Genomic DNA, 24125 nt, shown 5'->3' with positions numbered 1-24125 from the left:
GAATAACAATATGAAATCCGTGAAAAGCCTGCTGGCCGCCATCCCCCTCATGGCGCTGGCCATCGATGCTCATGCCTATGTATCGAGTCAGGAAGCCGCCCGCCTGGGCACCAGCCTGACGTCGGTGGGTGCTGAAAAGGCCGGCAATGCCGATGGCTCCATTCCGCCCTACAGCGGTGGCCTGACCACTGCCCCCGCCAGTTTCAAGGCCGGCGACAGCATGCGCCCTGACCCCTTTGCCCATGAAAAACCGCTGCTGGTGATCAACGGCAAGAACGTTGACGCCTACAAGGGCATGCTGACCGCCACCACCCTGGAGTTGGCCCGGCGCTACCCTGGTTTTCGCGTCGACGTGTACCCGACCCACCGCACGGCATCGCTGCCCCAGGCGGTCCTGGACAATAGCCGCACCAATGCCACCAACGCCAGGACCCTCAACGGCGGGACCGCCATCGACAATGTGATGCCCGGGGTGCCGTTCCCGATCCCGAAATCGGGCGCCGAGGCGATGTGGAACTTCCTGCTGCGCTACCAGGGTGTGAACATCCATTCCAAGTACGACTCCTGGAGCGTCGACACGGCAGGCGTACCGAGCCTGGCGGTCACCGGTGAGGCATTCGTCTCGTTTCCGATCTACGAGAACATGTCGAAGCCGTTCAACAGCTCGGACATTTATTATCAGTTGAAACTGTCCTATACCGGGCCTGCACGCCGCGCCGGTGAATCGATCATGCTCAAGAACGCGACCAATCCCAAGGAGTTTCCCGGTCGTGCCTGGCAGTACATGCCGGCACAGCGTCGGGTCAAACAGATTTCGATCCTGGCCTACGACACCCCCAACCCCGGCACCGCCCGAGCACTGGAGCTGTACGACTGGACGCTGGTCGGCAAGCGGGAAATGATCGTGCCCTACAACACCTACAAGCTCACCTACGCTCGCGACGCCAAATCGCTGACCACCCCCGATTTCATTTCCCCGGACTACGTACGCTGGGAAAAACACCGGGTCTACGTCGTGGAGGGCAACCTCAAGCCCGGTGCCAGGCACATCTACCAGAAGCGCCGTTTTTACCTCGATGAAGATACCTGGGCCGCGGTGGCGTCCGATCAGTACGACACCCGTGGCCAGCTGTATCGCGGTTCCTTCGCTTTCTTCAGCCAGAGCTATGACAAGCAGGTCCCGGATGCGACCCCTTTCATGACGTACGACCTGTCGCGTGGCACCTACAACATCAATGGCGTGGTCGGTCCCCATGGCGGCATCCGCTACATCGAGCCGCTGTCGACGGCGCAGTGGGTGCCGGAGTCCATGGCGGGGACCGGTATTCGCTAGGTTCGCGGTGAATCGTCCCCCTCTGTCGACCGCCGCCGAACCCTGTGGGAGCCAGCCTGCTGGCGATAAAGGTTCAGCCGACGCCACTTGGCGCCTGGAATACCATCGCCAGCAGGCTGGCTCCCACAGTGGATCGGGAACAGCCGCGAAAACACCTGCTGAAAGCTTGACCGGGAACAGAGTATCTACAGGATCAAACGGATCGCCCGCCCAACCATTGATCAAGCTTGGGCCACATCCGCTTGACTGCGGCCGGCCCCGCCACCAGGCTGACATGACCGCCCGGCAGCATCAGTTCTTCCTTGTCGCGTGAACCTGCGCGGGCCACCAAAGGCTGCGCGCAGTCCGGTGGTACCAGGGAGTCGTATTGCGCGATGACGTGCAGCAGCGAGACCTCGATTTTCTTCAAATCCACCGCTTGGCCACTGATACGCAAGCCACCTTCGTACAGCGAATTCCTTTGCCCCAGTTCCTGATGGATCTGCCGGAAATAATCGCCGGGAAGCGGCAAGGTCTCGTCATTGAAACGCGCCATCATCCGGTAACCCTTGACGTAGTCTTCATTCCACAGGTTGTCCAGGAGCCTGGCCTGGCCGGCGATTTTGCCTGCGGGGCGATGCAGTTCAATGGCCTTGATGATGGCCTGTGGCGGGACAAGGCCCGTGGCATCGATCAAGCGCTCAGCCTTGAAGTGACGTTGTTTGGCCAGGGGCATCTTCGTCCAGTCGATGGGCGTGGTGAAACACACCAGGTTCTTCAGCGGCCCACCGGGATGCAGTGCGGCGTAGAGGGCCGACAGGACACCCCCCATGCAGTAGCCGATCAGCGTGATGTCTTCCACGCCCGAGTCTTGTTGCACTCGGCGGATACAATCGGGAATGAAGTCGAGCACGTAATGCTCGAGCTTCAGATGGGATTCTTCCTGGCTCGGCGCATGCCAGTCCATGACATAGACGTCGTAACCGCGGGCCAGAAGAAACTCGATCAGGCTCTGCCCCTTCGTCAGGTCGAAGATGGCGGCCTTGCTGGTCGTCGCCATGACGAACAACAGCGGCACGCGGTAGATCTCGTCAGAGGTCGCATGATAGTGGTACAGGCACAAAGTGCCGCGACGGTGCAGCAGCGTCTTGGGCGACAAACCAACGGCCGGCGGCGGCGTGCTGAGATATTCCACTGCGTTGCGGCTGCGCTGGACCATCATGCTCACCTCTGAGCGCAGTCTATCGACCAGCGACATGCCGGTGCCCCTGTCGTCATGCGGCCGAGTCATCGCCAACTCCTTCCTTTCTTTTACGTTTGGATGCTGGCTTGAGCGGCATTGGGTGCACTTCAGCCAATGGACGTCGCGTGCGGGGTGGGCGTGGTGCAATGGCCGTACTGGTCGGGGTGGGAAGCAATTGGTCGAGCTTGTCTTCCACACTCCGCAAGGAAGCGGCAAGGGCGTTGACTTCGTTGCGGCTGGGCAGATCCAGGCGCTTGTACAAAAGCTCCAGCGAAGCCTGCGACAGATGCTGCAATCCGAGCGTGACCCTGGAATATTGGTCGATCACCACGCCAAGCTCTTTTGAATCGATATTGCGGGCGGCCAAGGCATTGATGCCGTTTTCGAAGCGGGTGATCGCTTCACGATACAGTTTGAACGGATCAGGTAATGCCATGACGTACTCCTCGATCAAGGGTTCACAGTGCAGTTTTTTTCTGTGGGAAAGGTTTGGCGTGCGCACAGCCGATCAAGGCCTGAAATGGCTTTGCGCCGAATGATTACAGTGGGCAGGAGCCAGGGCTTGATCAGCAGCCGGCAGGCGCTGGCCGCCTTTGGCGTGAGCAATCGCAGCAAGGTGCTCCCCCACCGTTCGGTGACAACCCAGGTGGTCAGGGTATAAGTCGCCACTTCGTCGGCGGTGGCGAGCAGGCGCGAATGTCGGCGTGGCATTCGGTCGGCGATCTCGATCGTCCTGTCCGCGGCCGGTTGCCGGGCAAACGCACTCGCCAGCGCATCGCCGATACGTTGCAGTGCATCGCGGCTGGCACCGTTGACTGAATCGAAATTGAGGAACCCGTGGAACTGTCCCCGGTAGTGCAACAGTTCCACCGGCACATCGGCAGCGCGCAGGCGGGCCGCATAGTCCAGGCCATCGTCGCGGATCGGATCGAAACCGGCACTGACGATGACTGCCGGTGCCAGGCCGCGCATGTCCGGATTTCGGCGTGGCGAATACCAGGGATCGAGCAGGTCCAGCGTGCCGAGCGACGGGGCCAGGGTCTTCTCGATCCATTGCACCGCGTGGTCGGTCAGCAGCGTGCGACCGAACGCGTTTTGCGCGTAGGAAGGGAATTTGTCCACCAGCTCGGTTGCCGGGTAAACCAGCACTTGCAAGCTCAGCGCCGGGCCACCGCGGCGCAGGCTTTCCTGGGCAACTGCGGCGCAGAGATTGCCGCCCGCCGAATCACCGCCAATCGCCAGGCGGCTGGTATCGATACCCCATTGCGCACCGTTTTTTGCCACCCAGTCGAGCGCTGCAAGGGCATCGGCGCGGCCGGCAGACAAATCGTGCTCCGGCGCCAGGCGATAGCGCACGGCAATGACGATGCAGTTGGCGGCCAGAGCAATGCTGCGGCAGATGCCATCGGCTGTGTCCAGATCGCCGATGATGAAGCCGCCGCCAAAAAACCACATGAACGCCGGCAGCAACTGCTCTCCATGGTCAGGTTTGAAGACGCGTACCGCTATTGCGCCACCGGGCCCGTCGATCATTTTCTCGGTCACCGAGCTCACCGGCGGGTTGCGCCCCAGAGCAAGCGCCGTCAATCGCCAGCCCTGGCGTAGCCTTGACAGCGAGTAATCCTCTGCGGGGCGCAAATACATGGAAAAATTGGCCAGCCGCAAGAAGGCACGCGCCTCTCGATCGGGCTGGTGTGCGCGCAACACACGGGGCATGCCGATGGCCTGTCGCTCAGGACTCGCCTGTAGTTTTTTGTTGATTTTCATTGCCGCTCCGTTCGCACGGAATCCATGTACCGCGCATCAGCGATAGCTTACGAAGCAAGCAGGGTTTCGGTCGCTACCCATGATGGGGGGTAAAGCAACGAGCCCTACCCCACAGCAGCGAGCCGGCTCCCTACCTGTCAACGGTGTGCAAAAGCATCCTGGAGTGTCTTTGCGCCCAGGTACGGGATCAGAACGATCCCGTGCGCACCTCGCCACTGCGCACGTAACGGCCGATCAACACACCCCCGGGCGTGCAGGTCGAATGCTCCAGCGTGAACGCCGAGGCTTGCGCCTTGTCGTCGAACAGGCGCTTGCCGTTCCCGAGGACGATGGGAAACGTCATCAGCCGAAGCTCGTCCACCAATCCGGCTGCCAGCAATTGGCGCACCAGATCAGCGCTGCCCTGGGTCAACAGGTGGGCGCCGTCCTGTTGCTTGAGCGCGCGTATGGCGTCGACGAGGTTGCCCTGCAGTGCTTGGCTGTTGTGCCCTGATTAGTCCTCGTTCAGGGAACATCGACCCCAATGCATTCCCTGACCCATAGTCGAACGGGACTCTGCGAAATCGACGGCAGTTGCTCGTATTGCTTGCGCGACATACTGTTTTACCCCAACGCGATCGCAAGCGGTCAATGTCATCACTACAAACAATGGGGTCCATCTCGTGAGCAAAGCGTCTTATGTTCCGCCCAAGGTCTGGAAACACAACGCGCCGTCCGGCGGCCAGTTCGCCAGTATCAACCGCCCGGTTGCCGGCCCGACCCATGACAAGACGCTGCCGACCGGCAAGCATCCGTTGCAGCTGTATTCGCTGGCCACGCCCAATGGCGTGAAGGTGACCATCATGCTCGAGGAGCTGTTGGCGCTTGGGCATGTCGGTGCCGAGTACGACGCCTGGCTGATCCGCATCGGCGAGGGCGATCAGTTTTCCAGCGGCTTCGTCGAGATCAACCCGAATTCGAAGATCCCGGCACTGCTGGACCGCAGCGCCGAGCCGCCGATCCGCGTGTTCGAATCCGGTTCGATCCTGCTTTACCTCGCAGAAAAGTTCGCCGCCTTCCTGCCCACCGACCTCGCTGGACGCACCGAAACCCTGAACTGGCTGTTCTGGCAAATGGGTTCGGCACCTTATCTGGGCGGCGGCTTCGGGCATTTCTATGCCTATGCGCCAGAGAAATTCGAATACCCGATCAACCGCTTCACCATGGAGACCAAACGTCAGCTGGATGTCCTCGACCGTCGTCTTGCCGAGAGTCCCTACCTGGCAGGTGACCACTACACGATCGCCGACATCGCGGTCTGGCCCTGGTACGGCCAGTTGGTGCGCGACAACGTGTACTCGGCGGCCGAGTTTCTATCGGCCCACCAATACACCCACGTGCAGCGCTGGGCGGAAGAAATCGCCAAGCGGCCGGCGGTCATTCGTGGTCAGCGGGTCAATCGGACGTGGGGGGATGAGGCGACGCAGGTGCCTGAGCGGCATCAGGCGCAAGATTTGGGCTGAAGACCGTAGTTGGTTTCAGCCCTGCCCCGTGACGTCTCGACACCGGCTAAGCTTCTACGATTGAGCTTCTTTTCCTGAGGAGGTCTTCGTGAGCAGCCTGCCCCTGTCCGAACTCGATGCCGCCCTGCCTGGCCTTGTGCGCAAGATTCGCGTGCTGGACGCCCTGTCCTGGCCGGATGGGGTCGAGGAAGCGTTCCTGGCGAGTTGGCGCGCCGGGCAGCCCGAGTTGCCCAGGGTCCAACTGCAACCGCGTGATCACAGCGCCGACATTGACGCGCTCGAAGGCTTTATCGACCGCTGCGATGTGGGCCATCCGGCCGGGCGCCACCTGGCCATGACTGCGCGCAGTTACGCCACGGCCGGGCACATGCTCGGAGCCATTGGCACGCCCGCCTTCACTCAGTATTCGTCGGCGCTGTACCGGCGCCCGGACTTCTCCTACCCGAATCTGAACCTGAGCATGCTGGACGCGGCGAACTTCTTCCTCAACACCACCGACGCCCTTATTGGCGGTGCGCGAATCCCGCCGAGCCCGGCGGAGATTCCGGCCGAAGCCTTCGCGGCCTGGATGCAGCCGGAACTGGACCGCTTCTTCGGTCCCGGCCGGATCACCGTGCTGCTCGATCCGACCCTGGCGGCCAAGGCCATCGCCGGCATGAGCCGCATCCGCCTGCGGGCCAGCGCGCTGTTTTCCGAACTGGACAAGAACCAGCTGTTGCAGCACGAGGCGTTCGTGCATGTGGCCACGGCGCAGAACGGCGCGCTGCAATCGAACCTCAAGAGCCTTGGCCTGGGCGCGCCGCGTACCACCCAGACCCAGGAAGGCATCGCCACCCTGGCCGAGCTGTTCACCGGCAGCATGGACATCAACCGCCTGCGTCGCCTGGCCTTGCGCGTGCTCGCGGTGCAACAGGCGCTCGATGGCGCCGATTTCATCCAGGTGTTCGAAGGTTTTCTCGCTGCCGGTCAGACCCAGGAAGAGTCCTTCCGTTCGACCCAGCGGGTATTTCGCGGCGCCGACCTGCGCGGCGGTTCGGCGTTCACCAAGGACGCGGCCTACCTGACTGGTCTGCTCGGCGTGCACACCTTGCTGCGCATCGCCATCCGTGACAACCGACCGGAGCTGGTCGGCTATCTGTTCGCCGGGCGCCTGAGCCTGGGGGACACCGTACGCCTGGCCCCGCTGTTCGAGTCCGGCTGGCTCCGGGCACCGGTCCATGTGCCGCCCTGGGCCTGCGACCTGCGCCTGCTCGCCGCCAACCTGGCGTTCTCGGCGTTTATCTCGCGAATCAAGCTGGATGTGCTTGATCTGGACGTGCTAATGGCCTTCGCCGATGGGCATGAAGCCGATGCCAGCGCCTAGGCGAATCTGCAGTCCAGGCATCACAAGGTAATGGGTTGGAGCGGATACAGCCGATCATCGAACTGACTCAAGCGTGGGTATTGGATGGGCTCATCCGCTTCGATATTTTCCAGGCGCTGGCGATAGCTGAGCAAAAATGCCTGTCGGTCTTCAGCGCTGATGTACGGCACGTGCCAGCCGACAAAAGGCGGCAGCACCTCCAGCCCGACATAGGCCAGCGTCCCGCGCAACAGCGGGCGCAACATGTCTTCCAGGGGACCATGGATGGCTTCCTCGCCGAACATGTGTTCACGCCCGCCCAGGGTCACCGTCACCAGGGCTTTCTTGCCGCTCAGGCCGCCTTGATCATAGAAGCGCTTGCCGCCGTAGCAGATGCCGGATACCAGCACCCGGTCAATCCAGCCCTTGAGAATCGCCGGCGTGGAGAACCAGTAGATAGGGAAATTGAGGATCAGCAGGTCTGCCCACAACAGTTTGTCCAGCTCCTGCTGGATATCGGCGGCGAGGGTCTGCTCCTTGCTGTTGCGTCGTTGCTCGAGGGCGTAGACCAGGTATTCGGGATTCTCCCTGACGCAGAAGTCCTCGGCACTGGCCACCGGGTTCCAGTTCATCGCGTAGAGGTCGGATACCCGGACTTGATGCCCTTGCGCCTGCAAGGTCTCGACCGCCTGGTCGCGCAGCGCCGCGGTAAAGGATTTCGGTTCGGGATGGGCATGCACGATTAAAACGTTCATGGAGGTTCCTTGAAATGGGGTTGATGGGTTCGTCACGTCAGAATTGATCGGCATCGAGCAGGAACAGGCTCTCGCTACCGGCCCTGACCGCAGCGGCCAGGGAGTGGACCCGAGGCAACAGGCGAGCGAAGAAGAAGCGCGCAGTTCCCAGTTTGGTCCGGTAAAAAACATCCTGGTCCTGCTTTTGCATCGCGGTACGCGCCATCAGCGCCCACATGTAGGCGTAAGCGGTGTAGCCCAATACGTGCAGGTACTCGACTGACGCCGCACCGATTTCATTCGGGTTGGATGCCGCCCGATCCAGTAGCCATGCGGTCAGTTCGTCGAGGGTCTGCACAGCGGCGTTCAGCGGTTGGGTGAACTCCATCAGGTCAGCGCCGACCGACGCGGTGAATTGCCGAATTTCGTCAGCGAACAGGTGGTAGTACGCCCCGCCACTGCCGAGTACTTTACGACCCAGCAGGTCGAGTGCCTGGATGCCATTGGTGCCTTCGTAGATCTGGGTGATGCGGCAGTCGCGGATCAGCTGTTCCTGGCCCCATTCACGGATAAAACCATGACCGCCGAAGATCTGCTGTCCATGCACCGTGGTTTCCAGCCCCATGTCGGTGAGGAACGCCTTGGCCACCGGCGTCAGCAGGACCACCAGTGCTTGCGCGTGTTGGCGGGTGGCGGCGTCTTCGCTGAATTTTGCGCTATCGAGTTGCAGGGCGACGTAGCTGGAGAACGCGCGGCCGCCTTCGTTCAACGCTTTCATGGTCAGCAACATGCGACGCACGTCCGGGTGCACGATGATCGGGTCGGCGAGCTTGTCCGGATCGGCCGGGCCGGTTGGCGCCCGGCTCTGGATTCGGTCGCGGGCGTACTCGACGGCGTTCTGATAGGAGCGTTCACCGAGGGACAGGCCCTGGATCCCGACGCCCAGGCGTTCATAGTTCATCATGGTGAACATCGCTGCCAGGCCCTTGTTCGGCGCATCGATGATGTAGCCGGTGGCGCCGTCGAAATTCATCACGCAGGTGGCCGAGGCCTTGATGCCCATCTTGTGCTCGATCGAGCCGCAGGACAGGCTGTTGCGCGCGCCCAACGCACCGTTGGCATCGACCAGGAATTTCGGTACCAGGAACAGCGAAATGCCTTTGGGTCCTGGCGGAGCATCCGGCAGCCTGGCCAGCACCAGGTGAATGATGTTTTCAGTGAGGTCGTGCTCACCGCCAGTGATGAAGATCTTGGTGCCGCTGACCTTGTAGCTGCCATCGGCCTGCGGCTCGGCCCTGGTACGGATGATGCCCAGGTCGGTACCGGCGTGGGGCTCGGTCAGGCACATGGAACCGGCCCAGACACCGGCGTACATGTTCGGCAGGTACGCAGCCTTCAGTTCTTCGCTGGCGTGGGCGTTGATCGACAGGCAGGCGCCAGCGGTCAGCATCGGATACAGGCCGAAAGACAGGTTGGCCGAGTTGAGCATTTCTTCGACCTGGGCGCAAATCACCTTGGGCATGCCCATGCCCCCGAACCGTTCGTCGCCACCGACGCTGGTCCAGCCGCCAGCGGCGTAGGTCTGGTAGGCCTCCGGGAAGCCCTTGGGGGTCTGCACCGCGCCGTCGGCCCAGGAGCAGCCTTGTTCATCGCCGCTGCGGTTCAGCGGGGCAATGGTACCGGCGATGACTTTGCCGGCTTCTTCGAGAATGGTGCTGGCGGTGTCTTCGTCCACCACATTGGCCAGGGCTGGCAGTTGCGCCCAAAGCCTGGAAACCTCGAACACTTCATTCAGAACAAAACGCATATCGCGCAGGGGTGCTTTGTAGTCAGCCATGATGAAATCGCTCGCTTGAAAATTGGACAGTGCAGATTCAGGATTCGGAAGTGCCCGTATCGTAGTGAGGCTTGAGGCCGGTGACTTGACCCTGGACTACCGCTTCCTGGCGGCGCCGATCGCCGTTCAAAAGGAAATACGACAGCGCCGGAATCAGGATCAGCGCCCCAAGCATGTTCCACAGGAACATGAAGGTCAGCAGGATGCCCATGTCGGCCTGGAACTTGATTGGCGACCAGACCCAGCACACTACGCCGGCGGCCAGGGTGATACCGACCAGCCCGACCACCCGGCCGGTGAAGGCCACGGCCTTGCGATAGGCCTCGGACAGCGACAGTCCCTGGCGCTGGTACTGCAGTTGCACGCTGAGCAGGTACAAGGCGTAGTCCACCCCGATCCCTACGCCCAGGGCAATCACCGGCAAGGTCGCCACCTTCACGCCGATGCCCATGGCCACCATCAAGGCTTCGCAAAGAATCGAGGTCAGCACCAGCGGCAGCAGCGCCACCAGCGTGGCGCGCCAGCTGCGGAAGGTGATCAGGCAGAACAGCGTCACCGCCAGGTAGACGTACAGCAGCATGGTGCGGTTGGCCTCGCGCACCACGATGTTGGTGGCCGCTTCGATGCCGGCGTTGCCGGCGGCCAACAGGAACTGGCGATCCTCGCTGCTGTTTTCCCTGGCGAACTGCTCGGCGATCGCCACCACGGCGTCGAGGGTCTCGGCCTTGTGATCCTTGAGGTAGGCGATCACCGGCATCAGCGAGCAGTCGGTATTGAACAGCTCCGGGGCGTTGACCGAGGCCTGTTGCGCGGCGTAGTTCAGCACGTTTTGATTGCGCTGGATGTTGTTGAGCTTGGGGTTGCCTTCGTAGGTGCCGGCGGTGATCTGGCGCACGGCATTGACCAGTGACACGGTGGTCTGCACCCCCGGGTGCTGCTGCAGCTTCCAGGCCAGGCGGTCGGCCAGGATCAGGGTCTTGTAGTCCAGGCAGCCTTCCGGCGCGGTCTTGATCATCACCGCGAACTGATCGCTGGATAGTGCGTAGTGGCTGGTGATGTAGGCGTTGTCGCGGTTATAGCGCGAGTCGGCGCGCAATTCCGGCGCCCCGCTGTCGAGGTCGCCGATTTTCAGTTGCAGGCTGACCATGAAGCCGCCGATGCCCAGCAACACGGCGACCAGCACGGTGCCGGTGGCCCACTTGCGCGTGGTGAAACGGTCGAGCAGGTCCCACAACCTGCCGAAGCCACGATGTTCGGCGGCACGGGTGTCGATCTTCAGTGCGCGCTCCGCGGCCTTGCGCCCGACGCCGATATAGGACAGCGCCACCGGCATCAGTAGCAAGGAAGTAAAAATCAGCACCGCCACACCGATGCTGGCAGTGATCGCCAGGTCCTGGATCACCGGGATATCGATCAGCATCAACACGGCGAAGCCCACGGCATCGGCCAGCAACGCGGTGACACCAGCGATGAACAGACGGCGAAACGTATAGCGCGCGGCGATCAGCTTATGCGTGCCACGGGCAATGTCCTGCATGATGCCGTTCATTTTCTGCGCCGCGTGGGACACGCCGATGGCGAAGATCAGGAATGGCACCAGCACCGAATACGGGTCGATGGCATAACCCAGCCAGGCGACAATGCCCAGTTGCCAGACCACCGCAATCAACGAGCAGCCGACCACCAGCAAGGTACTGCGCACGCACCGGGTGTAGGCGTAGATGATCAGCAGCGAGGTGACCACGGCCAGGCCGAAGAACATCATCACCTGGATCAGGCCGTCGATCAGGTCGCCCATCAATTTGGCGAAACCGATCACACGGATCTTGTATTGACCTTTGCCCTCCTCCCCGGCCTTGTGCACGGCGTCGCTGGCGAACTCGATCCTGTCGCGCAAGCGCTCTTCGAGCTGGCGGGAAAAGGCGTGGTAGTTGATGCCCTGGCCGGTGGCCGTGGCCTTGTCCAACAGCGGCACGATCAGCATGCTCGACTTGTAGTCGCTGGCCACCAGGCTGCCGACGATGCCGGCACGGTTGATGTTCTGGCGCAGTTGCTCGATGTCCGACGCAGAACCCTGATAACTGTCAGGCATCACCGGGCCGCCCTGGAAGCCTTGCTCGGTGACTTCGGTCCAGCGCACCGCCGAACTCCACAGCGATTTCATCCAGGCGCGGTCGACGCCCTGCATGAGAAACAGCTCGTCATTGACCTGCTTGAGGACCGTCAGGTAGTGCGGATCGAAGATGTCGCCCCGGGTGTTTTCCACCACCACCCGCACCGAGTTGCCCAGGCCGCGCAGCGACTGGCGGTTCTCCAGGTAATTCTGGATGTAGGGCTGGCTCTGCGGAATCATCTTTTCGAAGCTGGGGCGCAGTTCCAGGCGGGTCATGGCCATGTAGCCCAGGACCACGGTGGCCAGGGCCATGAGCAGCATGAACAGCGGTCGATGGTTGAACACCAGCCGTTCCAGCAGATTGCCGGAGCGCCGGTCGAAGTCCGGCAGTTCGCGGATCACCGGCAGGGTGTCTTGCTTCAAATTGCCCATGTCTGGGTACTCACTCTGGTTCTTATCGTTATTCGACGGGCAGCGTACGCACACCACGACCGCCAACCAGCACCAGCGCACCATTGACGGCCAATGCGGCACCGGCCACCGGTGACTGTTGGGCTTGCGGCATCAGTTGCAGCGGGGCATTACCCCCTCGGCTCATGAGCATGTGCCCGGCCTGGGTGAACAGCCGGAAGCGGCCGTCGACGTCAAGCGTGGCAGCGGTGACGCTGACCTGCAGGTCGTTGTCGAGCCGGGTCCAGCTGAGCCCGCCATCGGCGCTGCGATACACATGACCGCGCAGGCCATAGGCGAGTACTTCGCCGGGCTGGCCGACCACACCGAAAAAGCTGCCCTCATAAGGCGTCTGCAGTGCCATGAAACGCTGGCGGGCGTCATCCCATTTGAGCAGCAGGCCTTGTTCGCCGGCGATGTACAGCGCATCGCCGGTGGAGGTGATGGCGTTGAGGTGGAAACCTTGCGGGTTGTCGGTACGATCCTGGAATGGGGTCCAGGAATGGCCGCCGTCTTCGGTGCGCAGGATCAGGTTGAACACGCCGACCACATAGCCGACCTTGTCGTTGGCGAACCAGACGTCAAGCAGCGGTTTGTCGGCACCCTCCTCCATCAGCCGCTGGCCGTCGGCGGCCAACAGGGCCCATTGCTCGACCTGCGGCTCGGCCTTGGCCAGGGCGCTGTAGTGCTTGAGCATCAGCTCGCCGATCTGGCGGCCATCGAGTCGCCGGGTCCAGGTGACGCCGGCATCGCTGCTGTGCAACACCACGCCGTCATTGCCGACCGCCCAGCCGTGGGTTGCCGAAGGGAAACTCACCGCCGTGAGGTCAGAGCTGACCGGCACGTCGGCTTGCTGCCAGCGCAGGCCGGCGTCATCTGAATAAAGGATATGGCCACGCTGGCCCACTGTGACCAGGCGCTGCCCTGCCTGGGTCACCCCGAGCAAGGGGCTGCGCTGCACCAGCGCACTCGACTGCGCCGGCAGGTCCAGCACGTCAACGTAGGATGATGCCTGCGCGCCGCCCTGCAGCAATACCAGCAGCATCCCCAGCACCCGTGGCGCGATCTTCTTGTTACAGGAGCCCATGTTGCGCCCTCTTGGCAAAAAGGCGCCGGGTGGTACCTGGGTACGACCCGGCGCAAAAACTGCGCGATCAGCAATCGGCAGTAGCGGCGAAGCTGTCAGCGGATACCGGAACCCGCCAGCGATTCAGGAGACCACTGGGTCTTGCTCAGCGCCTCGCTGTACTTGATGCCGCCGTAGGGGCCTGGAAAGCCGACGGCGCTGTAGGTGCCACCGACCAGGTCATAGCTCAGGTAAGGCGAGGCATCCGGCACTTGCTGGTCGTAGCTTTGGCTGAGGAAGGTGAAGACGCCGCGGTAGAGCTGGCCGTTCGCGTCGTATTGGTCGGATGCCAGGGCGACCCAGCTGTCCTCATCCAGGTAGAAGCGGCGCTTGGCGTAAATGTGCCGGGCGCCTGGCTTGAGGGTCGCCTCGACCACCCACACCCGGTGTTTTTCCCAGCGCACGAACTCGGGCGCCAAGTGGTTGGGGGTCATCATCGGCTTCAGATCGTTCTGATAGGTCACACGGTAAGTGTTGTACGGAACGATCATTTCCTGCTTGCCGACCAGCTTCCAGTCGAAGCGGTCCAGGGCACCGTTGAACACAAAGGAATCATCCCAGGTCGAGGCGCCCGCGCTGCCCGGGTTAGGCGTGTCGTAGGCCAGGCTCGGCGCCAGCTTCACGCGGCGCTGGCCCGGCAGGTATTGCCAGCCACGGCGCGGTTGCTCCAGCGGATTGACCGCATCGCGCACCAACACAGCCTCGCCGGCACGACGGGCAGGACCGGTGAAGGCCAGCTTGATCTGGTAATAGGTGTCTGCGGCGGCCAGCGGTTTGGCCAGGTCGTCATAGGCGGCATAGTTGATCTGGGCGATACCGGTGGTGGCCAGGCTGGCGACGCCGGCGGAGTCGACATTCCAGTTGTCGTACTTGGTCTGCAGGTTGACGCCCTGATAACGCAGCAAGTGGTTCCAGATCGCCTCGGCACCGGTCTTGGGGATCGGGAATGGAATGCCTGGCAGCGCATTTTCGATGGAATTGCCGCCTTCGGTGGAGCGTGCCGCCGTGGCATTTTTTACCGTATTGTCCAGCACGCCTTTAGGCAACGCGGCAGTGCGGTGGGTCGGGAAAACCTCGATTTTGAAGCTGGGATAACGTTTGGCCAGCTCGGCGGTCACCGCGGTCAGTTGGCCCTTGTACTGGTCGACGTTCTTGCCATCGATCACCAGCAGCGGCTTTTCGGCAGCGAAAGGGTCTGGGCGCAATTTGTCGCCCGCCTTGAAGCCGGCCGGGGGCGTGCTCAGGCCACCTTGATAGGCCGGAATGGAACCGTCGGCATTACCGGCTTTTTCGGCGCCGACCTGGGTCAACTGGTTACCCAGTTTGGCGGCTTCAGAGGCATCGACGGCGGCGTGGGCAGGCCCGGCAAGGGCCAGGGCCAGAGAAGCGGCCATCAGGGTATAGGCGAATTTCATCTTATTGTTCTCCTGCTTTCGCGAGGCTGGTTGAATCAGAAGGTGGTTTTCAGGGTCAGGTAAACCGCGCCCCGGTCCTCGGTGGCACCGGAACCGGAGGCCGAGGCAAGACCGCCCGCATAGCAGGTGTACCGCTGCGTGCCATCAAGGGCGTTAGGGGTCGCACCATCGGTGGCGCCGTCGTTGCAGTCGGTGGTTTTGCCAAAGGCGTCGACGTACTTGAGGTCGACGTAGTACTTGTTGTAGATGGCCGCGCTCACTCCGACCGCATAGTTGCCGGCATCTTCCGCACCGCCCGCTACCACAGGCGAAACACCGTCGATACCGACGTTGACCGACATCGGCGCGCTCAGGTCCACACCGGGAAGCACCTGGTACCAGGTCGGCGTGAAGTTGACGGCAATGCCCCAGTTGTCGCGGGTCGGCTTGTCGACACCGCGATAGGTGTCTTCGCCCTTGTAGAGCGCCTTGTTCTTGCTATCGAGGCTCAACAGGTTGCTGTAATACAGCTCGCCCAACAGGGTCGCCGAATCGAACAGCGGCGTGTCGGCGATGGCGACCAGGCCGTTGATGGTCCAGTGCAGTGTGTCGCCCGTGGCGGCCAGGCTGTCACCGTCGCGTGGCACATCAGTGATCACGCCGGTACCCGGATTACGCGCCGGCAGCAAGCCAAGCCCGGCCTGCAACCCGCCAGGCCCTGCGGCGCTGATGATTGCCGGAATGCTGGCCAGCGGCATGTTGTGGCGAATGTTCAAATCACTGCCGATGCTGACGCCGCCCACTTCCTTGGACAGGCTCAGGCCGTAGATGTCGATGTCATCGCCATAAGCGAATTCATAGGTGGCGGTGCCGATCGAGTTACGCAGCCCTGCCACTCCCCCGACACTGGTCAAGCCTCGGGTGTCGAGAACAGCTTGCGGGAGGATGTCCGAAGTCTTGCGATAGTAGGCACCCAGGGTTCCGTCCAGCCACTCGGGCGACCATTTGAGCATCAGGCCCCAGTCCCCGCGGTTGTCCGGGGTGTAGTCATGCCCGCGTCGAACGGTGGTCAGCGTGCCGTTCGGCCCCGCCAGTCCCGCACCGCCGGTATGCCCCAGGAGGAATGACTGAGCGCCGAAGCCCACCACGTCGGACCCACTGTAGAAGGTCCCGGCCTCAGGCAAGCGCGCGCCTTCCCAATCGAGGAAATACTGGGCGCCGAAGGTCAGTTCGGGGTTGAGGGTAAAGGTCGTGGAGATCTGGTTGCGTGGAACGAACAGCTCCTTGGCTTCGGTACCGGGCGATGCGGCCGCCTTTGCCAGGTCGAGGGACGCCTGGCCATAGCTCAGCGAATGCACCGGACTGAGTACCGTCTCGCCCCAGAACACGTTGTGCTGGCCAGCCTTGATACTGAGCTGGGAATCGTCGCCCACCTGGGTGTTGTAGAACACGAAGGCATCGAGCACTTCACCGGACGGCCCGTTGTAGTAGCGCTGGGCATAGTTGCTCAGGTGCGGGCTGCCAAACACGGCCGGCGCGCCTGGACGACCGCCAAACCCGGCGATCGAAGAATAATCGTCGTTGCCATTGGGGAACGGGTTGGCGTTCGAACCGGTATTTTCATACGCCTTGTCGTACCAGCTCGCCGTGCTGACACGAAAACCGGTCTTGTTCTGGTAGACCACATCCAGCTCGGTCAGGAGGTCGACACGGTTGGTGATGTTGGTGCCGGACTTGCGGAAGTTGTAATCACCGTCGTTACTGTTGGGCGTACCCAGGATGCGCGTGTCGGCACTTTCCGTCCGCACGCCATAGTTGTACTTGACGGTGTTGTCGAAACGGACCGACCAGTCCTCGCTACCGGTATCCAGCTCGAAAGCGTGGGCAGCCGGCAGGCTCGAGGCCAGGATAGCCGTGGCGAGCAATTGGCGTCGCGCAGACAGGAGATTGCGACTCTTCATCGGGTGATACACCTTTATTGTTTTTGTTGTGGCTTGGCGTCAGCCATGGCGGCTGACGACGGGTAATTGGGGGTCGTGCTACGGGTGGGGTTAGCGCTGATCCCGGAATTCACTTTAAGAAAATCGCTGTGAACCGGATTGACTTGCCGGGGCATGGGTTTGACATTTCGGGACGCCGGACAGGCGGTCGTTAAAACCGGTCAGGCCGGCCGGTCGCCCCATCATCGAGCGGCATTCGCAAGACCTGTGGATGGGATACAGCCGCGAGAGATTGGTTGGCTGTCAGGACGCCTTCGCCGGCAAGCCGGCTCCTACAGTTGATTGGGGACAGCCGCGAGAGATTGGTTGGCTGTCAGGACGCCTTCGCCGGCAAGCCGGCTCCTACAGTGGGACATCGAGCGGTCAGGTGGAGGAATCGCTGGCGAGCTGTTTGTTGCGGTTGCGCCATTCCCGTGGTGCACAGCCGAATTCGGCGCAGAACCAGCGCGTGAATGAGGTGGGAACGGTATAACCGAGCATCATCCCCACACGCTGCAGGGAATAGTTGCGGTTTTCCATGTAGCGCAGCGCCAGTTCGCGACGTACCGCATTGAGCAACGCGGAAAATGTCAGGCCTTCTTCGTCGAGTTCCCGTTGCAGGGTTCGCACGCTGACCGCTTGGGCGTAAGCCACCTGATGGATAGTGGCGCGTCCAACCGGCATCAACAGATAGATCGCCTTGCGCACGTCGAAAATCACCGAGCGTTCGTTGGCGCCTGCCATCGAGTCCATGAACTGACGGGCATAGCCGGCCATCGCCAGGTCGGCCTGTGGGTTGAGTTGATCGATGTCCTCTTTACTGCAAAAGATGCCATCGAATTCGGCGTCGAACACCACCCGGCAGCGGAAGAATCGCGTGTGTTCATGCGCGCTTGCCGGCGCTTCATGGCTGAAATGAACACTCTGCGGATTCCACTGGTTGCCCATGACCGACTTGCACGTACGGTGCAGGATACCAATGGCCAGTTCGGTGGCTTGACGCTTGGGCATGCCCGCCTCTGCCATGATCTCCTCGCGGATCAGCACCATATTGCCCGTGGTCTCCAGGTTCATGGCCAGCGTCCGGTTGAGCAGGTGCCGATACTCGATACTGGTCAGCAACATGTCCCGCAGCGTGCGCTGATGGCTGAGCAGCAAACTGACCACTCCGATATCCGACATGCGCCGCGCTTGTGCCATGCGCAAGCCAAAGGTCGGGCACGCTGAACGCTCGGCGGAATTCTCCAGCAGCCTGAGCGCCGCATCCAGCGGCAGCAAGGATTCCGGGTCGTCGAGCAGGGTTGGCAGCAAGCCGACGTCACGCAGCATCTCGCCGGGATTCAGAGCCAGAGTCTGCGCCACCTCCATGTAGTGCTTGAGCGTTGCAGCTCTTACGAACGCGTCCATCTCATCTCCCCTGCCTGATGTTTACCGCCTGCAATCGATTATATGGCACCGATTGCCAGCACCGCGGTTCCTGGCACGAAATGAAAGCTTTTTGGCATGACATGAGAAGTTTGCAGCGGTCAGCTGGCCCAGAGTGAAAGCCATAAACCCGCGTCACAAAAACAACAACAGATTGGAGTCATGCATGAACTTTCTCGACGGATCCCTGCACCCCGAAAATCAACAGAAGCTCGTCATCACCGTTGCTCCCTACGCGCCGGAGTGGATGCCTTCGGACTTCCCGGAAGACATCCCCGTCACCATGGCAGAGCAGGTGCAGATGGCGGTCGACTGCTACAACGCCGGCGCTACTGTGCTTCACCTGCATGTCCGTGAGCTCGATGGTAAAGGCTCCAAGCGACTGTCCAAGTTCAATGAACTGATCGCCGGCGTACGAGAAGCGGTACCGGACATGATCATTCAGGTCGGTGGCTCGATTTCCTTCGCCCCGGAGGGTGATAGCGACGTCGCCAAATGGCTCTCCGATGACACCCGTCACATGCTTGCCGAACTCTCGCCCAAGCCCGACCAGGTGACGATTGCCATCAACAGCAACCAGATGAACATCGTCGAGCAGATGTGCGAGGCCGATCTTGCCGGCACCAGCATTGCCACGCCAGAGATCTATCGCGCCTACCGCGAAATGACCATTCCGGCCGGCCCGGAATGGGTTGAAGAGCACATCAAGCGCCTCTCGGCAGCTGGCATTCAGACGCAATTCCAGCTCGGCAACATCCCCTCGTTCGAAACGGTCGAGCGCATGATGCGCCGTGGCGTCTGCAACGTGCCGTTGGTCCTGACCTGGGTGGCGATTGGTGGTGGCTCCGACGCGCCCAACCTCTACAACCTGGCGAACTTCGTGCGTGCCTGTCCGGACGGTGCCGTGCTGACTCTGGAAACCGCCATGCTCAATGTCTTGCCGCTGAACGTGATGGCGATTGCCATGGGCATGCATGTGCGTTGCGGCACCGAGGACAACCTTTGGACCCAGGGCCGTGATCGCAAGATGAGCAACGTCGAGCAGATCGAGCAACTGGTGCGCATTTCCCGGGAAATGGGGCGCGAAGTGGCCAATGGCAAAGAAGCCCGCGAGATCTACAAGATCGGCACGTTCTACAAGGACGCCGACGAGACGCTGGCCGAGAACGGCTTTGCGCCGAACCGTCAATCCGGTCAGAAAGGCTTTACCCAATTCGGCTGAGCTCACCCTGCGGGGGGCACGCTTGCCAGACCGGCGTGCGTCCCGCAAACCCCGCAACACGTCATTTCAAGAGCTGCGAATTGCACGCGGCCGTAACAAGAGGAAAGACTCCGTGACTTTGCATGCACCAATGGAAGTACGCAGTGACACCTGGCGACGCGTCGCAAGGCCCTACGCCTGGGTGGTCTTCGCCCTCACCTTCGGCCTGCTGCTGTCAGACTTCATGTCGCGGCAGGTGCTGACGGTGGTTTTTCCGCAGCTCAAGGCCGAATGGGGCCTCTCCGATTCCGAGCTGGGCGCGCTGTCCGGCGTCGTCGCCATTGCCGTCGGTGTGCTGGCCTTTCCGCTGTCGGTGGTCGCCGATCGCCTGGGACGCATCCGCAGCCTGATTCTGATGGCGGCGATCTGGAGCCTGGCCACCCTGATGTGCGGTTTCGCCTCCGACTATCAGGAAATGTTCGTCGCGCGCTTCTTCATCGGCGTCGGCGAAGCGGCCTATGGCAGCGTCGGACTGGCCGTGGTGCTGAGCATCTTTCCACCGCAGCAGCGGTCCACGGTCACGGGGGCCTTCCTGGCCGGGAGCATGGTCGGTTCCGTGCTCGGCATTGGCCTTGGCGGAGTGCTCGCGAGCCATTTTGGCTGGCGAGCGTCCTTTGTGGGCATGGCCATCTATGGCATTGGGCTGACGGTCGTGTACGCGTTGGTCGTGCGCCCTGGCCGCCTTGAATCGCCACGCACTCGCTCGGGCTCGAGCCCGGCCAAGGCTCATCCTCCACTCAGCAGCCTGTTCTCGACGTCGTCGGTGCTGAGCATCTACATCGGTAGCGGCCTGCAGTTGTTCGCCATCGCCGCCTTGCTGACGTGGTTGCCCAGCTATCTGAATCGCTTCTACGACATGCCGCTGACCAGCGCCGGTGCCATCGCCGCCCTCTTCATGCTTTGCACGGCGGTCGGCATGCCACTGTGCGGCGCCATCGCCGACCGGCTTTGCAACGGTTCGCCAACCCGCAAGATCCGCTTGACCATGGGCTATTGCCTGCTCTGCAGTGCGCTGTTGACCCTGGCCTTTGCGCTGCCGGTGGGTATTGCTCAACTGGTGATGATCGGCCTGGCGATGTTCGTGGGCGGCGGCATCGTCGGCCCCTCCGGCACCATGGTCGCCGACCTGACGCCGCCGGCCCTGCACAGCACCGCCATGGCCACACTGGCCATTGCCAACAACCTGCTGGGCATGGCCCCGGGCCCTTTCGTCACCGGCTTGCTCGCCGATCGCATTGGCCTGGCCTCGGCCCTGCAACTGCTGCCCCTGGCGGGGATTGCCGCCGCGTTGGTGCTGATGGTCGGGGTTCGCAACTATCGCACTGATCTTGAGCGCATCTGCCCGCAACCCTGTTCCTGATCGGGCGCCATCGCAAGCGCCAGTCGCCGGCCAAGCCCCGCCACACTCTGGAGGCAAAACATGACGCATACCCTGGATGTGCCCGGTTCCGTTGACCTGGGCATCGGCAAGCGCGCTCGCGTGCGATCCGACGGCATCGATATCGCAGTGTTCAACATCGATGGCCAGATTTACGCCATCGACGACAGTTGCCCCCACAGCGGCGCCTCGCTGTTGTTCGGCAAACTCGAGGGTCGCTTCGTGCGATGCCCCGCCCATGGCCTGAGCTTCGACCTCGCCACTGGCTGCATGCGCGGTGGTGGCATGAACGTGCGCGCCTATCCGGTAGAGGTCGTCGACGAACGCATTCGTATCACTCTGCCCCAACCCATCACCCGCCACCCATAACTTCAATAGCAGGTTGATCATGACCACACCCTTCACTCCCCCTCGTCATTGGCAACAGAGTTACGACGCCCGCGTACCTGCCGATATCGACCCGGATGCCTGTCCTACCGTTGTCGCCATGGCCGAACTGGCCATGCAGCGTTATGCCAGCCACACCGCATTCCACTGCTTCAAGCGTTCACTCAGCTATGGCGATGTAGACCAGCAGTCACGCGCAATGGCTGCCTACCTGCAGCACCTGGGCGTGCAGCGCGGGGATCGTATCGCGGTCATGCTGCCCAATATCCCGGCGTTTCCAGTCGCCATGTTCGGTATCCTGCGGGCCGGTGCAGCCCAGGTTAATGTCAACCCGACGTACACCCCGCAGGAGCTCTTGCACCAGCTCAATGACGCCGGGGTCCAGACCATTGTCATCATCGCCAGTGCCCTCCCTACACTGGAATCGATACTGGTCAGCACCACCATCAGGAAAGTCATCGTGGTCCACCCCGGCGACACCCTGGACGGGCCCGTGGGGAACGGCGAGTTCGACCTCCCCTCATCGCCGGCCTTTCCGATAACGCGTTTCACCGATGCCCTGCACGAGGGCGGCCAGCTGGCGTTGACACCGGTCGAGCTGACGGGCGACGACTTGCTCTTTCTGCAGTACACCGGGGGTACCACGGGCCCCTCGAAAGGTGCGGCGCTGTCACACCGCAATCTGATCGCCAACATCCTGCAGGCGCGTGCTTTTCTGCCTGACATGTTCGACACCGAGGGTGCCAACGTGGTGGTGACAGCGCTACCGCTGTTCCACGTGTTCGCCCTGACGATCAATCTGCTGATCGGTTTTTCGGCCGGCGCCGAGAACTGGCTGGTCCCCGATGCGCGTAACAGCGATGACCTGGTCGACACACTGATCAACGCCCGGCCGACGCTGTTGACCGGGGTCAATACGCTGTATGGCGCGCTGGTCCGCCACCCGCGCATCGGTGAAGTGGATTTCTCGCGCCTGCGCCTGGCCATTGGCGGCGGCGCGGCGGTTCTGCCGGCCACCTCCACACAGTGGAAGACCATCACCGGGCAGGAAATCCTCGAAGGCTACGGCCTCTCCGAGACGTCGGCCATCTTGTGCCTGAACGTCATGGGACGCAGCCAGTTTTCGGCGGCTGTGGGCTTGCCCCTGCCTTCGACCGACATCGTGCTGCTCAAGGACGATGATCAACCCGCCACCCTCGGCGAGGCCGGGGAAATTTGCGCCAAGGGGCCGCAGATCATGTCCGGTTACTGGCAAAAACCCACTGCCAATGCCAAGGCGTTTACCGCCGATGGTTACTTTCGCACCGGAGACATTGGCATCTTTGCCAACGATGGTTTGCTCAAGATCGTCGATCGCAAAAAGGACTTGATCATTGTCTCGGGTTTCAACGTCTACCCCAACGAAGTGGAGGTCGTTGTCGCCAGTTGCCCAGGCGTCAGCGAATGCGCGGTGATCGGCATGCCGGATGAGCGCAGTGGTGAATCCGTTTGCCTTTACGTCGTCAAGGCGGCCAACGTCACACTCGACGAAGCCACGCTGGTCCAGCACTGCCGCGCACACCTTGCGGCCTACAAGGTACCGCGCCAGGTGCGGTTCCTGACGGCACTGCCCAAGTCCACGGTGGGCAAGATATTGCGCAAGGACTTGCGCGTACTCGCCACCGCGGGCAGTTCGCCTGAATCGATCCTGGTCGGATGAACGACGCTACGCCGGGTCCATGGCGCCCTGCTTGACCCGGCAATCCAGCGGCCGAATCTGGCATCAATTGAAAGGTCGCTGGCATCAAATGAGAAGTTCTCCAGCGGCCATCGCCTTAGAGTGAATCATCTGCCGCACTGGCAGTTGCTCACCTCCCCATGGCATCGCCTGCGAGGACAAAACTCCATGAGCTCTATCGCTCTCGTCAATATTCACACCCGCGCACTCGACCTTGCGCCGGGTTTTTTCGTCAGCGTGATCGTTGCCATCGCGGCGACCTTCCTCGCCGAGCACTATGGCGCACCGGTGATGCTGTTCGCGCTGCTGCTCGGTATCGCGATGAATTTTCTGGCAGGCGATGGCAAGTTCGTGCACAGGGCGCGGACGCCACTGGCAAGTGCCCTCCGCTGCTGCCCATGTTCGCCGTGGGCTTCCTGCTCCTGGCCTGTATCAACAGCACCGGCTGGATCGCGCCGGCGGTGCAAGGCCTCGTCAACGAACTGTCGCGCTGGTGCCTGGTGATCTCCATCAGCGCCCTGGGCATGAAGACGCAGCTCAAGGAGCTCGCCACGATCGGCCTCAAGCCGATCCTGCTGATGGTGGGGGAAACCGTGTTTCTGGTCGGGTTGGTGCTGCTGTTGCTGCACTGGGGATTGTAAAGCGCGGATCAGCGAAGGCCGATCCGGCCTTCGCATCAGAACAGGAGGAGTCTTGATGATTTCAGAATGTGCCTTGTACCGGTCCCTCGTCGGCGAGTCTTTTGGCTTCCTCGATGAGGATCGGTGCGCCGAGCGCCATGCTGTGGATGCCCAGTATCGAGGTCAACTGCAGCACCGCGAGGATTTCCTCGATGGTGACACCCAGTTCCAGTGCCTTGCGGATGTGGCGACGCACGCCCGGGGCATACATGTGGGTACAGGAGGCATCGACGGCGATGGCGATCAATTCGAAGGTCTTGGGTTCCAGTACCCCTTTGCGTATCGGGTGTGTGGCCATGCCGAAGAATTTTTCCACCCATTGCGCATCCAGCTCGGTCAGTGAGTCCCAAGCGGGATTCCAGTTGCCGGTTTCACGCATGGCATCGCAGGTTGGGGTGTCGGTCCGGGTTTGATCTTCGTTCATCTGCAGTTCCTCAAGGTTGAGTGGTTGCTTTCAACTCTAAGCATTCCAGTGCCC

The 24125-nt window shown here is 61.9% G+C and carries 18 protein-coding genes and 2 pseudogenes; 8 read left to right on the top strand and 12 right to left on the bottom strand.

The annotated features are described in order from the left end of the window. The first annotated feature begins 10 nt into the window (after positions 1-10). Positions 11-1333, top strand: coding sequence for a DUF1329 domain-containing protein (locus DKB71_RS16560; protein WP_408595919.1), 1323 nt, complete (start codon positions 11-13; stop codon positions 1331-1333). Between the two features lie 193 nt (positions 1334-1526). On the opposite strand, the gene DKB71_RS16555 is transcribed toward DKB71_RS16560, so the two are convergent. From DKB71_RS16555 to DKB71_RS16540, 4 genes and pseudogenes are all read right to left on the bottom strand, one after another. Then, a complete protein-coding gene (locus DKB71_RS16555) occupies positions 1527-2603 on the bottom strand; it encodes an alpha/beta fold hydrolase (RefSeq protein WP_408595917.1) in 1077 nt (358 codons plus the stop codon). Continuing rightward, positions 2587-2991 (bottom strand): hypothetical protein, encoded by a 405-nt coding sequence (locus DKB71_RS16550; RefSeq protein ID WP_408595915.1) that lies wholly within the window; start codon positions 2989-2991, stop codon positions 2587-2589. The genes DKB71_RS16555 and DKB71_RS16550 overlap by 17 nt, the downstream gene beginning before the upstream one ends. 14 nt (positions 2992-3005) lie before the next feature. Next, positions 3006-4322: an alpha/beta hydrolase gene (locus tag DKB71_RS16545; protein ID WP_408595913.1), complete on the bottom strand. Its 1317-nt coding sequence runs from the start codon at positions 4320-4322 to the stop codon at positions 3006-3008. A gap of 187 nt (positions 4323-4509) precedes the next feature. Then, positions 4510-4809 (bottom strand): annotated as a pseudogene (locus tag DKB71_RS16540) (dihydrofolate reductase family protein); the annotation flags it as partial. Positions 4810-4984: 175 nt separating this feature from the next. Here DKB71_RS16540 and yghU point away from each other — a divergent pair. Further along, positions 4985-5824, top strand: a complete 840-nt coding sequence (yghU, locus tag DKB71_RS16535) for a glutathione-dependent disulfide-bond oxidoreductase (RefSeq protein WP_408595911.1) — start codon at positions 4985-4987, stop codon at positions 5822-5824. Positions 5825-5912: 88 nt separating this feature from the next. Continuing rightward, positions 5913-7187 carry a flavohemoglobin expression-modulating QEGLA motif protein gene (locus DKB71_RS16530; protein ID WP_408595909.1) on the top strand — a complete coding sequence of 425 codons (1275 nt, stop codon included), beginning with the start codon at positions 5913-5915 and terminating at the stop codon, positions 7185-7187. A 20-nt stretch (positions 7188-7207) separates the two neighbouring features. Here DKB71_RS16530 and DKB71_RS16525 read toward each other — a convergent pair whose 3' ends face one another. The 7 genes from DKB71_RS16525 to DKB71_RS16495 all read right to left on the bottom strand — a co-directional run bounded on the left by DKB71_RS16525 (position 7208) and on the right by DKB71_RS16495 (position 18206). Further along, complete coding sequence (locus tag DKB71_RS16525) at positions 7208-7921, bottom strand: NAD(P)H-dependent oxidoreductase (protein ID WP_274075317.1); 714 nt, start codon at positions 7919-7921, stop codon at positions 7208-7210. Between the two features lie 37 nt (positions 7922-7958). Then, a complete protein-coding gene (locus DKB71_RS16520) occupies positions 7959-9737 on the bottom strand; it encodes an acyl-CoA dehydrogenase C-terminal domain-containing protein (RefSeq protein ID WP_408595907.1) in 1779 nt (592 codons plus the stop codon). A 37-nt stretch (positions 9738-9774) separates the two neighbouring features. Beyond that, positions 9775-12282, bottom strand: a complete 2508-nt coding sequence (locus DKB71_RS16515) for an efflux RND transporter permease subunit (RefSeq protein ID WP_408595905.1) — start codon at positions 12280-12282, stop codon at positions 9775-9777. A gap of 28 nt (positions 12283-12310) precedes the next feature. Continuing rightward, complete coding sequence (locus tag DKB71_RS16510) at positions 12311-13387, bottom strand: WD40/YVTN/BNR-like repeat-containing protein (protein ID WP_408595903.1); 1077 nt, start codon at positions 13385-13387, stop codon at positions 12311-12313. Between the two features lie 95 nt (positions 13388-13482). Next, positions 13483-14841: a DUF1329 domain-containing protein gene (locus tag DKB71_RS16505; RefSeq protein WP_274075320.1), complete on the bottom strand. Its 1359-nt coding sequence runs from the start codon at positions 14839-14841 to the stop codon at positions 13483-13485. A gap of 35 nt (positions 14842-14876) precedes the next feature. Continuing rightward, the gene (locus DKB71_RS16500; RefSeq protein WP_408595900.1) at positions 14877-16781 is read right to left on the bottom strand and encodes a DUF1302 domain-containing protein; all 1905 of its coding nucleotides are present in this window, start codon (positions 16779-16781) and stop codon (positions 14877-14879) included. Between the two features lie 402 nt (positions 16782-17183). After that, the gene (locus DKB71_RS16495) at positions 17184-18206 is read right to left on the bottom strand and encodes an AraC family transcriptional regulator (protein ID WP_408595898.1); all 1023 of its coding nucleotides are present in this window, start codon (positions 18204-18206) and stop codon (positions 17184-17186) included. A 184-nt stretch (positions 18207-18390) separates the two neighbouring features. On the opposite strand from DKB71_RS16495, the gene DKB71_RS16490 reads away from it, so the two are divergent. From DKB71_RS16490 to DKB71_RS16470, 5 genes and pseudogenes are all read left to right on the top strand, one after another. Next, the gene (locus tag DKB71_RS16490; RefSeq protein WP_274075323.1) at positions 18391-19446 is read left to right on the top strand and encodes a 3-keto-5-aminohexanoate cleavage protein; all 1056 of its coding nucleotides are present in this window, start codon (positions 18391-18393) and stop codon (positions 19444-19446) included. A gap of 130 nt (positions 19447-19576) precedes the next feature. Continuing rightward, positions 19577-20845: an MFS transporter gene (locus tag DKB71_RS16485; protein WP_408601109.1), complete on the top strand. Its 1269-nt coding sequence runs from the start codon at positions 19577-19579 to the stop codon at positions 20843-20845. A gap of 60 nt (positions 20846-20905) precedes the next feature. Next, on the top strand, positions 20906-21232 hold the full coding sequence (locus DKB71_RS16480; protein ID WP_408595896.1) for a Rieske (2Fe-2S) protein: 327 nt from the start codon (positions 20906-20908) through the stop codon (positions 21230-21232). Between the two features lie 19 nt (positions 21233-21251). Next, the gene (locus tag DKB71_RS16475) at positions 21252-22949 is read left to right on the top strand and encodes an AMP-binding protein (RefSeq protein WP_408595895.1); all 1698 of its coding nucleotides are present in this window, start codon (positions 21252-21254) and stop codon (positions 22947-22949) included. Positions 22950-23135: 186 nt separating this feature from the next. After that, positions 23136-23608: pseudogene (locus tag DKB71_RS16470) on the top strand (putative sulfate exporter family transporter). Positions 23609-23669: 61 nt separating this feature from the next. Here DKB71_RS16470 and DKB71_RS16465 read toward each other — a convergent pair. Further along, the gene (locus DKB71_RS16465) at positions 23670-24071 is read right to left on the bottom strand and encodes a carboxymuconolactone decarboxylase family protein (RefSeq protein WP_274075326.1); all 402 of its coding nucleotides are present in this window, start codon (positions 24069-24071) and stop codon (positions 23670-23672) included. Positions 24072-24125 lie beyond the last annotated feature (54 nt).

Source organism: Pseudomonas sp. PLMAX (assembly GCF_046042685.1).
GTDB classification, from domain to species: domain Bacteria; phylum Pseudomonadota; class Gammaproteobacteria; order Pseudomonadales; family Pseudomonadaceae; genus Aquipseudomonas; species Aquipseudomonas putida_AE.
The sequence above is the reverse complement of the archived record's forward strand: the minus strand, read 5'-3'. Positions and strand labels throughout refer to the sequence as shown.

Bases quoted from the DNA above. Each gene is read 5' to 3' on its own strand.
- DKB71_RS16560 (WP_408595919.1), top strand. From the start codon at position 11: ATGAAATCCGTGAAAAGCCTGCTGGCCGCCATCCCCCTCATGGCGCTG.
- DKB71_RS16555 (WP_408595917.1), bottom strand. From the start codon at position 2,603: ATGACTCGGCCGCATGACGACAGGGGCACCGGCATGTCGCTGGTCGAT.
- DKB71_RS16550 (WP_408595915.1), bottom strand. From the start codon at position 2,991: ATGGCATTACCTGATCCGTTCAAACTGTATCGTGAAGCGATCACCCGC.
- DKB71_RS16545 (WP_408595913.1), bottom strand. From the start codon at position 4,322: ATGAAAATCAACAAAAAACTACAGGCGAGTCCTGAGCGACAGGCCATC.
- DKB71_RS16525 (WP_274075317.1), bottom strand. From the start codon at position 7,921: ATGAACGTTTTAATCGTGCATGCCCATCCCGAACCGAAATCCTTTACC.
- DKB71_RS16520 (WP_408595907.1), bottom strand. From the start codon at position 9,737: ATGGCTGACTACAAAGCACCCCTGCGCGATATGCGTTTTGTTCTGAAT.
- DKB71_RS16515 (WP_408595905.1), bottom strand. From the start codon at position 12,282: ATGGGCAATTTGAAGCAAGACACCCTGCCGGTGATCCGCGAACTGCCG.
- DKB71_RS16510 (WP_408595903.1), bottom strand. From the start codon at position 13,387: ATGGGCTCCTGTAACAAGAAGATCGCGCCACGGGTGCTGGGGATGCTG.
- DKB71_RS16505 (WP_274075320.1), bottom strand. From the start codon at position 14,841: ATGAAATTCGCCTATACCCTGATGGCCGCTTCTCTGGCCCTGGCCCTT.
- DKB71_RS16500 (WP_408595900.1), bottom strand. From the start codon at position 16,781: ATGAAGAGTCGCAATCTCCTGTCTGCGCGACGCCAATTGCTCGCCACG.
- DKB71_RS16495 (WP_408595898.1), bottom strand. From the start codon at position 18,206: ATGGACGCGTTCGTAAGAGCTGCAACGCTCAAGCACTACATGGAGGTG.
- DKB71_RS16490 (WP_274075323.1), top strand. From the start codon at position 18,391: ATGAACTTTCTCGACGGATCCCTGCACCCCGAAAATCAACAGAAGCTC.
- DKB71_RS16485 (WP_408601109.1), top strand. From the start codon at position 19,577: ATGGAAGTACGCAGTGACACCTGGCGACGCGTCGCAAGGCCCTACGCC.
- DKB71_RS16480 (WP_408595896.1), top strand. From the start codon at position 20,906: ATGACGCATACCCTGGATGTGCCCGGTTCCGTTGACCTGGGCATCGGC.
- DKB71_RS16475 (WP_408595895.1), top strand. From the start codon at position 21,252: ATGACCACACCCTTCACTCCCCCTCGTCATTGGCAACAGAGTTACGAC.
- DKB71_RS16465 (WP_274075326.1), bottom strand. From the start codon at position 24,071: ATGAACGAAGATCAAACCCGGACCGACACCCCAACCTGCGATGCCATG.